This window comes from Thermodesulfobacteriota bacterium (assembly GCA_039028315.1).
Lineage (GTDB): Bacteria > Desulfobacterota_D > UBA1144 > Nemesobacterales > UBA2774 > CR02bin9.
In genome coordinates this window covers 1-14,957 of the sequence record JBCCIH010000028.1, presented here as the reverse complement: position 1 = coordinate 14,957, position 14,957 = coordinate 1, and the positions used below count along the sequence as shown (strand labels likewise).

The 14,957-nt window shown below is 39.5% G+C and carries 16 protein-coding genes; 11 read left to right on the top strand and 5 right to left on the bottom strand.

Going from position 1 to position 14,957, the window contains the following annotated elements; translation table 11 throughout:
• Together AAF462_03255 and AAF462_03250 are read right to left on the bottom strand one after the other, a co-directional pair.
• A partial coding sequence (locus AAF462_03255) for a S49 family peptidase (protein ID MEM7008129.1) occupies positions 1-744 on the bottom strand: 744 nt, incomplete at its 3' end.
• A 25-nt stretch (positions 745-769) separates the two neighbouring features.
• Positions 770-2,242 carry a leucyl aminopeptidase gene (locus tag AAF462_03250; GenBank protein ID MEM7008128.1) on the bottom strand — a complete coding sequence of 491 codons (1,473 nt, stop codon included), beginning with the start codon at positions 2,240-2,242 and terminating at the stop codon, positions 770-772.
• 265 nt (positions 2,243-2,507) lie between these two features.
• On the opposite strand from AAF462_03250, the gene AAF462_03245 reads away from it, so the two are divergent.
• From AAF462_03245 to AAF462_03195, 11 genes are all read left to right on the top strand, one after another.
• Positions 2,508-2,786: a metalloregulator ArsR/SmtB family transcription factor gene (locus tag AAF462_03245; GenBank protein MEM7008127.1), complete on the top strand. Its 279-nt coding sequence runs from the start codon at positions 2,508-2,510 to the stop codon at positions 2,784-2,786.
• A 184-nt stretch (positions 2,787-2,970) separates the two neighbouring features.
• Complete coding sequence (locus AAF462_03240) at positions 2,971-4,035, top strand: 3-oxoacyl-[acyl-carrier-protein] synthase III C-terminal domain-containing protein (protein ID MEM7008126.1); 1,065 nt, start codon at positions 2,971-2,973, stop codon at positions 4,033-4,035.
• On the top strand, positions 4,032-4,538 hold the full coding sequence (locus AAF462_03235; protein ID MEM7008125.1) for an isoprenylcysteine carboxylmethyltransferase family protein: 507 nt from the start codon (positions 4,032-4,034) through the stop codon (positions 4,536-4,538). Before AAF462_03240 ends, AAF462_03235 begins: the two co-directional genes overlap by 4 nt.
• Before the next feature lie 68 nt (positions 4,539-4,606).
• On the top strand, positions 4,607-5,044 hold the full coding sequence (locus AAF462_03230) for a DoxX family protein (GenBank protein ID MEM7008124.1): 438 nt from the start codon (positions 4,607-4,609) through the stop codon (positions 5,042-5,044).
• A 15-nt stretch (positions 5,045-5,059) separates the two neighbouring features.
• Positions 5,060-5,764: an SDR family NAD(P)-dependent oxidoreductase gene (locus tag AAF462_03225; protein MEM7008123.1), complete on the top strand. Its 705-nt coding sequence runs from the start codon at positions 5,060-5,062 to the stop codon at positions 5,762-5,764.
• A 100-nt stretch (positions 5,765-5,864) separates the two neighbouring features.
• Positions 5,865-6,119, top strand: a complete 255-nt coding sequence (locus AAF462_03220; GenBank protein ID MEM7008122.1) for a metalloregulator ArsR/SmtB family transcription factor — start codon at positions 5,865-5,867, stop codon at positions 6,117-6,119.
• A 185-nt stretch (positions 6,120-6,304) separates the two neighbouring features.
• Positions 6,305-7,474: a M20/M25/M40 family metallo-hydrolase gene (locus AAF462_03215; protein ID MEM7008121.1), complete on the top strand. Its 1,170-nt coding sequence runs from the start codon at positions 6,305-6,307 to the stop codon at positions 7,472-7,474.
• 15 nt (positions 7,475-7,489) lie between these two features.
• Positions 7,490-7,855, top strand: coding sequence for a CbiX/SirB N-terminal domain-containing protein (locus AAF462_03210; GenBank protein ID MEM7008120.1), 366 nt, complete (start codon positions 7,490-7,492; stop codon positions 7,853-7,855).
• Between the two features lie 20 nt (positions 7,856-7,875).
• A complete protein-coding gene (locus AAF462_03205; GenBank protein MEM7008119.1) occupies positions 7,876-8,622 on the top strand; it encodes an HAD family hydrolase in 747 nt (248 codons plus the stop codon).
• Between the two features lie 12 nt (positions 8,623-8,634).
• Positions 8,635-10,305: an AMP-binding protein gene (locus AAF462_03200; protein ID MEM7008118.1), complete on the top strand. Its 1,671-nt coding sequence runs from the start codon at positions 8,635-8,637 to the stop codon at positions 10,303-10,305.
• Between the two features lie 119 nt (positions 10,306-10,424).
• On the top strand, positions 10,425-12,260 hold the full coding sequence (locus AAF462_03195) for a L,D-transpeptidase family protein (GenBank protein ID MEM7008117.1): 1,836 nt from the start codon (positions 10,425-10,427) through the stop codon (positions 12,258-12,260).
• A 14-nt stretch (positions 12,261-12,274) separates the two neighbouring features.
• Here the strand turns inward: AAF462_03195 and AAF462_03190 are convergent, their stop codons facing one another.
• The 3 genes from AAF462_03190 to AAF462_03180 all read right to left on the bottom strand — a co-directional run.
• Positions 12,275-13,534 carry a mechanosensitive ion channel domain-containing protein gene (locus AAF462_03190; GenBank protein ID MEM7008116.1) on the bottom strand — a complete coding sequence of 420 codons (1,260 nt, stop codon included), beginning with the start codon at positions 13,532-13,534 and terminating at the stop codon, positions 12,275-12,277.
• A gap of 21 nt (positions 13,535-13,555) precedes the next feature.
• A complete protein-coding gene (locus tag AAF462_03185) occupies positions 13,556-13,759 on the bottom strand; it encodes a hypothetical protein (GenBank protein ID MEM7008115.1) in 204 nt (67 codons plus the stop codon).
• A 121-nt stretch (positions 13,760-13,880) separates the two neighbouring features.
• Positions 13,881-14,957 (bottom strand): hypothetical protein (locus AAF462_03180; protein ID MEM7008114.1); only part of this gene is annotated, 1,077 nt, incomplete at its 5' end.

Sequence of the window (14,957 nt, the reverse complement as noted above, 5' to 3'; positions counted from 1 at the left end):
GCCAGCCTTAACAACAGACAAGTCTGCTTGTAGGAGAATTGATATGTTTTCTTCAAGCTGAGTTTCATAACAAACCCCATCAATTAGAGCGTTGTCCTGAGCAATATCGGTCATATATGGACCGTTGTCGATCAAATTCTTAACCTCTTTGGGAGTGATGCCCCTACCCTTTGAGATATGACCCTCAAGCTGAGTCTGCAAGTCATCTAGAATAGAATCCATCATCTCTTTATGGGGAGTAGACATTGAGTCTCGGGTGAAAGTTTCGGCGGCGCTCTTATATTCGCCAAACCCCTTCATATTTGCACTAACGCCTATTTTATCAAGCGCGTCCTTATAGAAAGTAACCTCAGCTTTAAGGCCTATTAAATTAAGAGTGCCCCAAGGGGTCATGTAGATTTTATCAGCTGCCGATGCGATAAGGTATTCGATGTTTCCTCCACTTTCCAAGTGGACAATAACCTTTTTTCCGCTGGCTCTTATTTCTGAGAGTCTTTGTCTAATTAGGTTGGCTCTAGCAAAACCAATGCGAAGCTCACTTAGGCTAATAATTACTCCAAGGAGTTTGGCACTGTTCTCAACATGCGTGAGAACTTTTTCTATATCCCACATTGTTAGAGATTTTTTAGCTCCCATGGTAGGAAGAAAAGATTTTTCCTCTTCCTCGGGAATCTCCCCGCTGAGGCGGATCTGAACAAAATTAGATTTATCAAAAGTTCCAAATAATTTATCTAAAAAATCCATTTAACTTCCTGTAGCAATCAGACTTCTATTTACCTGATATGTATTTGATTATTGTGCGCACCCCAAACCCTGTAGCGCCTTTAGGACTATAGGGGCTCTCTTTTTCCAAAAATGCTGGCCCTGCAATATCCATATGTGCCCACGGGACATCAGAGACAAAGTTCTCCAAAAACATTGCCGCTGTGATTGCTCCGCCCATCCTGCTTCCTGCATTTTTAATATCTGCAACATTGCTTGAGATCTCAGCTCTAAGTTCATCATCCATTGGGAGCTGCCAAGTTTTCTCACCTACCTGATCAGATGCAGATCTAATTTTATCAATAAGTTTTTGGTTGTTGCCCATAACGCCCGCGGTGTAGCTTCCAAGACCGACCATACAAGCCCCAGTAAGGGTTGCAAGATCAACAATCTCATCTACTTTGAGCTCCACAGCATAAGAGAGAGCATCAGAGAGCACAACACGTCCCTCAGCGTCAGTGTTAATAACCTCCACAGTTTTGCCGTTATAGGCGTGTATAACGTCATCGGGCTTATATGCCTTTCCGCCCGTCATGTTTTCACTTGCAGCAATAAGTCCATGCACCCTCATCGATGGCTTTAACTTTGCTATTGCCTTCATAACACCTAACACGACAGCTGAGCCGCCCATATCCATTTTCATGGTAAGCATACTTCCGGCAGGCTTTAGACAAAGCCCGCCTGAGTCAAAAGTAATGCCCTTTCCAACAACTGCAATGCTCTTTTTAGTTTTTCTTTTAGGCTCGTATGTTAGGTGAATAAACCTAGGAGGCTCTTCACTTCCGCTTGATACGGCCATAAGTCCGTTCATGCCTCTTCTTTCGATTTCTGCGTGATCAAAAATTTCGCAATCAAGGCCTTGTTCTTCTGCTATTTCGGCAGCATAGTCAGATAACTTTCTCGGGGTTAAGTAGACAGGGGGCTCATTTACCAAATCCCTTGCGAGATTGACTGAGGCAGAGATAGTAGATGCAAATTCAGTTTCCTCATTAAAGGCCTGGGCTTTAATTTTATTTGAGATAAAAACTATTTTTGTAACCTTATTTTTACTTTTGTCATTCGTCTTGTATTTCTTAAATTCATAAGCCCCTGACAAAAGCCCCTCTGAAAGGGCTGAGACCTGGCCTTGAGCAGATGAGAATTCCGAACTTATTGCTATGGAATTAGAAGAGTTCTTAACTTTACTCAATATAAGATTGCCTAGCTTCCTAAGAGTGTTCTGTGTAAACTTTGAGCGTTCGCCTAATCCTACGACTAGGACTCTCTTTGAATTTATTTTTCCCAGAGTGCTGCTCAAAACTAAAGTCTTACCAAAATCACCATCAAAATCCTCTTGCTGTGCTAGATCCTTTATTGCTCCATCAAGTGAATCATTTATGGTCTTTATTGATCCGGAAAACTTTTGTCCTTTATAGAGTCCCACTACTAATACATCAGCTTTGATTTTTAATACAGACTTCGTGCTTTGGCTAAATTCCAATTGATGCTACCCCCTGTTTGATGTTTATATGATATCTTTAACTTAGAATACCATTTAAGATTTATAACGGAAATTTATGGATTTTTATACAATTTATATTGGCATATTTGATATTATCATTACCTTTATAGCTTGATACAATGCATAGATATGAAACGATTTATTTAAAAAACTGAAATTTAAAAAAAAGTACTAGCTTTCAGACTCGAAATTAGTTAAACTAAATATTGAAGTAACAATCTAATAATTTAGGAGGGAATTAAAAATGGGTTGCCCATATAAAGCCATTGCTGATGATACCAGACGAAAGATTCTGGAATTTTTAAGCCAAGGTGAAACTGCCGCAGGAGATATAGCTAGCAAGTTTGATATATCCAAGCCTGCTATCTCCAATCACCTAAAGATTTTGAAAGAAGCTGATATTGTTAATGAGCGTAAAGTAAGACAAAATCGTCTTTACTCTCTTAACAAACCAGAGATTGACGGCATGAAGTATTTTCTTGATTCACTTTCAGCTAAACAAAAAGGAGCTTTAAGAGCCTGATATTACTGAAAGTTTTTTATCATGAAGTCTCTCACAGCTTAATTTAAATTTGAATTTAAGCTATAGATAAATTAGAAAAAGTCGCTTTGTGCTTAGCGGGGCCAAAGCGGCTTTTTCTTTTTTCAAGTATTTTTACTCACTCTCAGCTACAATTAATACAAGTTCTATAACAGCGAAGAATAAAATGTCACGAGTAATCTCAATTGGAACAGCAGATGTTCCCTACAATTTTAACCAATGCGAAGTAAAGGTATTTGCTAAAGAGCTCTTTAGTGATAACGAGCATTACATTAATCGTATGCTGGGTGTGTTTGATAACTCCCTCATAGAAACAAGACACTTTGTTCATCCAAGAGAGTGGTTTGACGACTCTAAGAGCTTCGTACAAAGATCAGATTCCTACCTTGAAAACTCAATTCTGTTATCAAAATCAGCAATAAATAATTGCCTAGAGAAATGCGGAGCTGATTTAAGTGAGATAGATCACATTATGTTTGTAACCAGTACAGGAATTTCTACACCAAGTGTAGACGCTCACCTTATAAACGAATTAAATCTGGACCAGCACATAAAGAGAACTCCTATATGGGGGCTTGGATGCGTAGGCGGCGCTGTAGGGCTTTCGCGGGCAATGGAATATACAAAAGCTTATCCAGATAGCGCTGTGCTCCTGATTGCACTTGAGATATGCAGCCTAGCTTTTCATAGAGAGGACTATGCGAAAAGTAACATAGTATCTCTAGCACTATTCTCAGATGGTGCTGCAGCTTCTATCGTAGCAGGCGATGATCACAGGCTGTCTAACAATTCCAAATTCAATTTAGTTAGATCACTAAGCACTACCTACTATGATTCACTTGGCGTTATGGGCTGGGAAGTGATTGATGACGGCTTTAAAGCTATTTTCAGTAAAGATATTCCTACAATCGTTAGAAATGAGGTTAAGTCCAATATCGAAGATATCCTTAAAGATAGCGGATTATCAATATCAGATTTGAAACACTACGCCGTTCATCCCGGAGGGGCTAAAGTGCTCTTGGAGTATGAGGCGTCTCTTGGGCTTTTAGAAGGTACATTTGCCCAGTCAAGAAAAGTTCTTAAAGAACACGGCAACATGTCCTCCCCTACTGTGCTCTATGTTCTAAACGAAATTATGGATCAAAAACAATATGGTGCTGGGGAGCACGGTATTATTTCTGCCCTAGGTCCCGGGTTTAGCTCAGAGATAATCCTATTTGAAATAATATGAGCATTTTTTGGATCTTTATAATTATTCTAGTGTTGCAGAGAATCTCTGAACTATTCTTAGCCAAACGAAACGAAAATTTTGTTAAACAAAGAGGCGCCGTAGAATATGATGCTAAGGGATATAAAGTCATAGTACTTATGCACATAGCATTTTTTGTCTCCCTGATCGCAGAATATATTTTTCTACAAACAAGCCTAAGTCCGTATTGGCCAGCTCTTTTAGTAATTTTTATTTTCACGCAAATTCTACGTTACTGGGCTATAAGCTCTTTGGGGCAATATTGGAATACCAAAATCCTAGTTATACCGGGCAGCCAGGCAATAGCTTCAGGACCATATAAATATATAAAGCATCCAAACTATCTAGCCGTTATAATCGAAATTGCAGTTATACCACTTATATTTTCATGCTATATCACAGCTTCTATTTTCACAGTCTTAAACCTTATTTTGCTCAGGAGAAGAATAAATATTGAAGAGAGTGCATTATCCCAACTTAAATAATAGGGTTGATTATACAGCTGCACTTGGGATAAAATCATATTGTTAATAAATTAAGAATACGGAGGCATATGATGGGATCACTGCTTCATACAGATGATGATTTTGGCGTCTTCTTAGCAAGAATATTTCTAGGCATTGTTATTCTGCCCCACGGACTTCAGAAACTCTTAGGTATGTTTGGGGGCGCTGGGTTTTCAGGTACTGTGGATTTCTTCGTTGGAAGCGGAATTCCTACCGCTGTAGCTATACTCATTATTATTGGAGAATCATTTGGGGCTATTGCACTTATAATTGGGCTTTTAACTAGGCTTGCAGCGCTTGGAATAGCAATAATAATGCTAGGAGCCATTTTTATGGTTCACTTACAGTATGGATTTTTCATGAATTGGTTCGGCAATCAGGCCGGAGAGGGATTTGAGTATCACCTACTAGCACTTGGCCTTAGTCTTGTGGTTTTGATTAAAGGCGGAGGCAAATGGTCAATTGATAAAGCATTAGTTCACTAAACGGGAATAAATCTTATGAATAAAGTTGCAGTAATATTAGGAGCGGGTCCGGGGCTCGGGCTTGCCTTAGCGAAAAAGTTTGCCTCAGAAGGCTACAGTGTAGCCATAGTTTCAAGAAATAAAGAACGCTTATTATCTATCAAGAAACAAATTGACGGAGAGATTGAAGTCTTTGCAGCAGATGTTACCAAAGAAACAAAGTTGAAATCCGCATTTGAAAAGATTTTTAAAAAGTTTGGAAAGAATATAGATGTAATGATATATAATGCCGGGCAATTTAAGATGCAAGGCATACAAAAATTAAAGACTGATGATTTTGTAAGCGCATGGGAATCAAACTGCCTTGGAGGTTTTATCAGCTCAAAGTTGGTTCTTGCTTCCATGTTGAGAAGGAAAAAAGGCACAATAATTTTCACAGGTGCAACCGCGTCGCTAAGAGGCAGCGCAAATTTCTCAGGACTCGCAGTAGGAAAATTCGGCCTAAGAGCGCTCTCGCAGTCAATTGCCAGAGAACTTGGCCCAAAGGGAATCCACGTGGCTCATGTCATCATCGATGGGCAGATCCTAAACCAAGACTACATAAAAAGATACCCTGATAGAGAACCCGGATCATTTTTATCCCCCGAGTCTATCGCCGAGCAATACTGGCAAATTCACCTCCAAGATCCCACTGCTTGGACACTCGAGATGGACCTTCGACCAAGCGTAGAGAAGTTCTAATACCAAAATGCATTAAATTAATTTTGATTTTCTAATCATTATCCTATATAATCTATTTACATAATTAGCTAAATAACAGATTGCTCCCGGAGGTTGTAATATGGGGTGTTCCTTCAAAGCCATAAGTGACGAGAGAAGAAGAAAGATTTTGCATATTTTAGGTAAAGAGGATGCAAACGCAGGTGAGATTGCCCGCAGGTTTAAAATTTCACAACCTACGGTGTCTAACCACCTGAAAATACTCAAAGAAGCCGGCTTGATTAAAGAGAGAAAGGTTAAGCAAAATAGAATATATTCTCTAAACAAGCCTAAATTAGATAAGGTTATTGAATCACTTCAAGATATAGCCAAGTAAATCTAATTTAAAGCGTAAACTACCTAATCCGCTGCTACCTTAATTGTATCCAATCACAGATTGGCAAGTAGAGTTTTATCTTAATGATTCTTCATTTCTAATTAATAACCAATTAGTTATACTGAACTTATATAAAATTGATGGGTTATTGAAAACATAATAGTTAAAAACAGCGGAGCAATTTCATGATCGAAAAAGAAAGAATGACAGAGCATGTTATGGAGATTATTCGTATCGACAGCTTGTCAAAAAAGGAAAAAGATGTTGCAACAAAATTGCAAAAAGACATGGAAGAACTCGGTGCCGAATGTTTTTATGATGATGCAGGAGAGAAAGTGGGCGGGAATGTCGGCAATCTAATAGTAAAACTAGAGGGCAACAAACCAAGCGCCCCACCCTTTTTCATCTCCGCCCATATGGACACAGTTGGGCCAGGTGAGGGAATCAAGCCCAAAATTGAAGATGGAATATTAAAAAGCGACGGTACTACAATTCTAGGCAGTGATGATAAAAGCGGTATTGCGGTAATAGTTGAGGCGATAAGAGTAATAAAAGAACAAGGCCTTGCACACGGCGATATAGAAATAGCTTTTACAATATGTGAAGAAATTGGCCTTTTAGGATCAAAGCACATTGATATGTCCAAATTCAATGCCCGTATGGGAATAGTGCTCGACAGCAGTACACCCGACAGGCTCGTACTAAGATGCCCTTCCGCAGAAAAGCTAGATTTCATAGTTCACGGACTTGAAGCACATGCCGGGCTGTGTCCGGAAAATGGCCTTAGTGCTATACAAATTGCTAGTGAAGCAATCTCGAAAATGACTCTTGGAAGAATTGACGAATTCACCACTGCCAATATTGGCGTTATAGGTGGCGGGAGAGCAACAAACATCATTCCAAAAACCGTAAAAGTAGTCGGTGAGACCAGAAGCCACGATGAGGAGACACTCAAAAATCAAGTCGATCATATGAGAGAGTGTTTTCATAAAGCGGTGGCTAATTACCAGGTTACTCTTCATGATGATTTAACACCAGAGGGTATTACACATGTGGCCAAACTTGAGGAGTTTATTGAGAGGAGCTATGACAAAATGGATGTTGATGCAAATTCACGGCCTGTAATGCTTATAGATACTGCAGTTAAAAATCTCGGGCACAAAATCAAGCACCACACTTCAGGGGGCGGATGCGACGCAAACTACTTTAATAAATTTGGAATAGAATGCGCTAATCTTGGCACTGGAATGTATGAACTTCACACAGTAAACGAATATCTTGTGCTCGAAGAGTTTTATAGATCGGCCGAGATAATGATCGAGGCAATTAGGCTAAACACCACAATACCGTCCTAATTAATATAAACAAGCATGAAAGCACTTATAATCGTTGACCATGGAAGTAAAGTTGATGAAGCAAACCAGATGCTTGCCGAAGTTGCAGAGCTGGTTAAACAAAAAAATTCTGATTTTGAAATAGTGGTCTATTGCCATATGGAGCTTGCAGAGCCCACGATTGAGCAGGCCTTTAAAGAGTGTGTAACTAGTGGGGCTAAGCATATTGTGGTACATCCATATTTCCTGGCCCCTGGCAGACACTCGACACAGGACATTCCCTCTATGGTGTTAGAAGCAGCTAAGAACTACCCCGATGTAAGCTACACTGTAACAGATCCGCTCGGAATTCACGATAACATCATTGATGTTATCTTAGACAGGGCATCATCTAAAAATTAGCACTAAGGCTTATAAGCATAATGAAGAAATATGACGCAGTAATCTTTGATCTATTCGATACAATTTTAGATTTTAACTTTAACCACCTGCCCCTTGTTGAACTAAAAGGATTTCGTTCAAGAACGACAAGTGTTGAAGTATATGAGGAATTTAAAAAGGTTTATCCACAGATAGAGTTTTCAGAGTTCTACGATCCTTTTATAAAGAGCTATCACGAATTTCAGGATCTAAAACTTATAGACTTTAAAGAATATCCTACCCGAGAAAGATTTATATTAATGCTTAAGATGTTAAACATTGGCCCGGTAGATCAAGATAGCCCGTTCATAAATAAAATGGTGGTTGCTCACATGAAAGCACTTGCCAGCTGCGTTGAATATCCAACCTCAAACAAATTAACTTTAGAGGGTTTATTTGATAAAGGCTACACACTTGGGATTATATCAAATTTTGACTATTCCCCCACTGCTCACGAGCTGATCGACAAATTCAACCTAAGGCCGCTTTTTAAAGAAATAGTGATCTCAGAAGAAGTAGGATGGAGAAAACCTAAAAGCATAATATTTGAAGCTGCGCTTGATAAATTAAAGATTGACGGTGCTAAATCACTTTTTATAGGCGATAATTATAGCGCTGATGTAGTGGGTTCAAAGGCTCTTGGTATGAAGTCGGTTTGGATCAACAGAAGAAATGAACCTGACAACGATCTTGATCCAAAGCCCGATTATATTATAAAAAAGCTCTCTGAAATAAGAGATTTCTTATAGATTAGTCAAAATATGAAGAAATTTAGAAAACCTTCTGAAAAAATTCCTATTATTAAAGAACCTCTTTCTTCTTCAACACTTTCAGAAATGGTTGAAACGACGGTGAACCTGTATGGGTCAAATACCGCTTTTCTAATGCCCCGCGGCACAACTATCTATCAGATAACGTATGGGCAAGTGCTGGACTACGTAGAGAGGTTTGCAAGATACCTAAGAGATTTAGGCATAGAAAAAGGCGATCACATAGGGATTTTGGCTGAAAACCGCCCGGAGTGGGGGATTACACTATTTACACTATCCTGGTTAGGTGCTGTGGCAGTACCGCTGGATGCCAGAGCAAGGCCAGAGGACAATAAATTTATTCTGAGCTTCTCCGATGCCAAAGCTCTAATTGTTTCAAACTCATATTATCAGAAAATGAATTTATTCTCAGATGATTTACCAGGTTTAAAACACATAGTTCGAATGGACGAGTTAGATCAGATATCTAATAAATACTCAAAAGGGATTCCAAGCGCTCAAATAGAACCTGACGATTTATTAGAAATACTGTTCACCTCCGGTACTACTGGAAACCCTAAAGGCGTAATGCTCACACATAGAAACATAATGTCTAATGCATCAGACATATATAGCATTATTGACTATAACTACACAGACAGAGCTTTCTCTGTACTACCGATACACCACTCCTATGAATGCACGGCTGGTCTGATCTCCACATTTTCAAGCGGCATGTCTATATTCTATGCTCGCGGACTAAAACCAAGAGAGCTTTTAGAAGACCTTATAGAAGCCCGTCCGACCATTTGGTTAAACACACCACTATTATTAGAGAAGCTTTATTTGAGAATTGAAAAACAGCTGGCAGGACAAAAAGGGCTAAAACGCCTGATTACAAAAGCGCTTCCTAACTCTATAATTGGGAAGAAGATAAAACAAAATTTAGGTCTCGAGAGGAGCAGACTCATAGTCTCAGGCGGGGCTGCACTTTCGCCTTGGGTTACCCAGGGATTTAAAAAATACGGAATTGACATTATTGAAGGATACGGGCTATCAGAAGCCTCTCCTCTGATATCAGCTAACCCGCCCACTAGGCCTAAAGTCGGTAGCATAGGAATGGTAATACCAAGTGATGAGGTCGAGATACGAGATGTGGATAATGAAGGAAATGGGGAGATTGTCGCAAGAGGACCCAATGTTATGAAGGGATATTATAAAAATCCCAGTGCTACTGACAAAGTTCTGACTAAGGACGGCTGGCTTCTCACAGGAGACATAGGATATTTTGATGAAGAGGGATATTTGTATATTACCGGCAGGAAAAAATATCTAATTGTAACTAAAGGTGGAAAAAATATATTCCCTGAGGAAATTGAGGAGAAATTGACAAGATCCGTATTCATAGAAGAGGCTCTTGTGTTCAGCCCCAATGATAATGATATACTGGCGCTTATTTACCCCAATTTAGATGAAATAGCTGAAAATTTAAATTCTCAAGTGGAACAATTATCAAAAGAAGAGATAATGGGATTAATTAAAAATGAAGTTCAAAGATCCAATAGCCAGCTTGTATCGTATAAACGTATAAGAAACTTTGATATAAGGCTTGAGGAATTCCCAAAAACAACCACTCGTAAGATTAAACGTTATTTGTTTGATAATTTGGAAATTCAGCCTTAGTAACAATTTATTCGATAGATGAAAATAATATTCAATATAGGATAGCCTTTATATTGTTTTCGTATTATACTATTATTCTGCTGGAGGATAGGTATTTCAACTTTAACAAGGGTGCATTGATGAGATTGATCAAATCTAATTGCAGAAATATATATTCTTTTGTAGCTGCGCTTAGTTTAATATTACTACTGAGCTACGGGTGCGCTTCGCCTAAACAAGAAAACAAGATTTCCGAGCCTGCGCAAAACACCCAAACTCAGACATTCTCTAAAGCGAAAGTAAAATCAATAGCTCAGCAAAGAATGCTTGCTTCGGGCTATCTGCAGATACAAACCAAAAACATTAAGGCAAATAGATCGCTTGCCCAAACATACCACGCGAATAACTACTCTCTTTTATGGATCAATTCGAACGGCGCCTCACCACAGGCACTTGAAATGATCGAGGTAGTAAGAACCAGCGGCAATGATGCTCTTAACCCTATGGACTATCATATAGAGGAGATCGAAGCTGCTCTCATTAGAATAGATGGTTCTAATAAATCAATCGATGAAATCGACCTGGCTGAGCTAGAACTGCTACTTTCAAATGCATTTCTTAACTACGCTCGTGATGTTCATTATGGAAGAGTAAACCCAGGTCAGATCAATTTAGAGCTTCTATCATCTGAAAGACCGATTAATATTTCTGAGTTATTAACAACCTCCACTGCCAATAATCAAGTTAAAAAGACTCTTGATGGACTTATGCCTAAATACCCCGTTTACGCTCAGCTAAGAGATGGCTTACAGGAGTACAGAGAAATAGCCGAAAACGGCGGATGGCAGCGGGTGCCTTATGGTGATAAATTCAAAAAAGGCGCAAGAGGAACTAGAGTTGTTGCTTTAAGAGAGAGGCTAATAGTAACAGGAGAACTCGAGAGTTCAGTTCCGGTAAGTGATGTATTTGATGAAACACTAGATCAAGCAGTTAGAAAATACCAAAGTAGAAACGGGCTTTATGTTGACGGAGTTGTAGGTAAATCCACAATCGAAGCTCTTAACGTTCCGGTTGAACAGCGTATATCTCAGATAGAGCTTAGTATGGAGCGCTGGCGTATACTGCCGCAGTATTTAGGAAGCCGCTACATACTTGTTAACATTGCAAATTTCCACCTATATGGAGTAGACAATAACAATGATGTTGTTGATATGAGAATTGTTGTAGGTAAGCCTGAGTGGAACACTCCTATGTTCAGTGAAGAGATGACCCACATAGTTATGAACCCTTATTGGAATATACCCCCAAGCATTTTTAAAGACGATATAGCACCTAGAATTAAAAGTGACCCTGAATATCTATCCAAAAGAGGAATAGACGCTCTTGGGCTTAAAGCGCCTGAGAAATTACCTGTGGAAGAAACCCAGCAAGTGGAAGTAGCTGAGAATGTTGAAATAATAGAAACTGATGAAGATATTGAGCGTCCGTTATCAGAGGCAGAGATTCAAAATCAGCAAGCTCAACAAGAATATATATCTCAGGTATTAAGCGGCAAATATAGACTCCGCCAAAATCCTGGTCCCGGAAACCCGCTAGGTCAGATTAAGTTTCTATTCCCTAACAAGCACGCCGTGTATCTTCATGACACTCCAAACAGGGGCTTTTTTAAAAGAGCGCAGAGAAATTTCAGCCATGGATGCATAAGGGTTGAAAGACCCATAGATCTAGCTGAGTTTGTGCTTGCATCAAATCTTGACTGGAATCAAAGCAGGGTTAAATCAAGCATTAATTCAAGAAAAACCAGAACAGTCCATCTTAATCAAACGATTCCTGTCTATATTCTCTATTTTACGTCATGGGTAGATGATGCAGGAAATGTGAACTTCCATAAAGATATCTACGGAGAGGACCAAGCTCTTCTTAATGCTCTTAGAGCCAGTAGGCCAAACTTTGATATGGCCACAACCGTTCAGTAGGTATATATCCCGATTTAATTAAGTTCTTGTGATAAATTCTGAAAATCAGCTCCGGTAGGATTCTGATATACCCTTAGACCAAACTCCGGTATCACAGCCAAAATGTGATCGAAAATGTCGGATTGTATTGATTCATAGTTAGCCCAAACCTGATCGCTGCTAAACACATATACTTCAATCGGAAGACCTGTTGGACCCGGCTCTAGCTGTCTTACTAGAAAAGTTAAGTTTTTGCTTATCTTTGGATGGTCTCTCAAATAGGCTATTAGATATGCTCTGAAGGTACCAAGATTTGTCATTCTTCGACCGTTGACGAGCACTGTGTTATCAATGCTTCTTTGAGAATTAAAGTCATCAAGTTCCTTCTTTTTATCTCTTATGTAACTGCTTATATATTCAATACGATTAAATTTCTCTATCATCTCAGGCGTGCAGAACTTAACGCTTGTCATGTCAATGAAAATAGAGCGCTTAATCCTTCTTCCCCCAGACTCTGACATACCGCGCCAGTTTTTAACCCCTTCACTCACAAGTGCAAACGTAGGTATGGTCACAATTGTCTTATCCCAATTCTGCACTTTTACGGTTGTAAGAGATATATCAATCACATCACCGTCGGCACCGAATTTTGGCATCTCAATCCAATCCCCTACCCTGACCATATCATTTGCAGATAGTTGAACACCTGCGGCCAGACCAAGTATTGGGTCTTTAAAAATAAGCATAAGCACTGCTGCCATCGCTCCAAGACCGCCGATGAAGACAACAGGAGATTTTCCTATAACAGTTGAGATAATAATTATAGCGATCACAGCAAAGACGATAATCTTAAGTACCTGAGCGAAAATTCTTATTGGCAGTTTCCCTGTCGAATCATAGTTGTGATATATATCAACTATGGAATTTAAGAATGAATCGATCGTGAAGACTGCGACAACTAGCATATAGATCTCTGCTATGCGCCTGATAAAAAATACAGTTGTCTCATTTTCAAAAAATATTGAAGCTGTTAGGTAAATAACCAAGGCAGGTGCAAGATGAGAGAGCCTTCTAAAAAACTTATTTTTAACCAGAACATCATCCCAGTCCGTGCTGCTTTTTGCTGCAAAGTGCTCTACTAGAGTTAAAATGAATTTTTTAGCCAGAAAATTGACAATAAGTGCAACAATTAATAAGACGATCAGAATGATAAAATCGACCACAAGGGGCGCCAGCCTCTCAAGTCCCAGTTCAGCGCTAAACCAAAGCTCAAATTTTTCCATTAATTTTGTCATATCAGGTACTTACTATACTCACTACTCTTTTACCACTTCTGTCTGATTATTCATTATTACATTGTGAATTTGTGTTTTACGTCCATCAGCAAATTCAACTTTATACGATTTTCCAACCATCTTAGTGACCGGCTCAATAATCTCGCCTTCAAGCCCAGGCTCATAGATGTCATCCCCTATCTGGATTTTAAGCACTACTTTAAACTTTGTTCCCGGGATATACAAAAAGCTTTCTCCTAGATAGAGAATATATTTATAGTACAGTCAGAATTCAACCCTGCTGCATATAAATTGCCGCGATTGGTAATGTTGGACCAGTGTTTTTATTATGACCAGTTAACGACTGCTAGGCTGATAAGTTTTCCTGGATGCGCTCACACTCTTTATAGAGGTCCTTTGCTATCTCGAGCATTTCAACAGCTGTCTCCTCAGAGGGCTCCTGATCAACCAAGTCGTTTAATACGCCCGATATATCAAGCCATTTCTCATCAGATTCACCTGTTCGAACAAGCAGGTTTTCAAACTCCCACATTGTCTGCTCAGATGTGAATGGATCTACAAGTTTAGTGTATAAAGGCACATGTGCACTAGCGGCGCAGGAATGAAATGCCTCCATAATAGAGGTCTCAAACTCTCCGTGCTTTAAAAGTGCTTCGGCCTGCTCTATGCGTTTTTGAGCGTCAGAGAAAGTTGGGATTTTTTCCTCTACTGTGGCTCCTGCGCACTCACCCTTTACGCCTTTTTGAAGTTCGAACTTTTCCTCTTCATGTCCCCAGTCCTGATAAAAAGAAGGATCATCATCAAAACTTGGGATCTGTAGAAACTCCGTAATTTCTTCTTTTATGCGGTCTTTTCCAAGTCTTTCCATAAATAGATCAAAATGCTCATCGCCCTGTTTTTCGTCTCTGTAAAGCTCGAGCAATTTCTCTACAACCTTGGGTGCATTTCTTGTAGGAACTTTAATGATTGGAGTAGCAAGCCTTGAGTCATCACCATAAAGGCCTCCTCCAACATAAAGCATTTCTGCCGGAACGTTGCGGCCTTCCTTAGCAAGTGAAGCTCCCTGAAATCCTATATTTGCAGATGCATGCTGTGCACAGGAGTTCGGGCACCCTGAGATCTTAATTTTAAGACCCTTTGATTGTTCTTTAAATTTAGCTAAGCCATTGCTCATTCTGTTAGTGAGCTCAGTAGCCAGTCCCTTTGCAGATGTAATACCCAGGCGGCAGGTGTCTGCACCAGGGCATGCTGTGATATCTTCAAATGTCTCTGCGCCAAGAAGCGTAAGACCAACTTCATCCAAAGCTTTGTAAAGCCCAGGTAATCTGTCCGTGGGTACCCATCTAAGAATCAGATTCTGTGAGATACTTATTCTTATCTCAGCAGAGGAAAATACCTCAGCTATATCTGCAAGCGCTCTTGC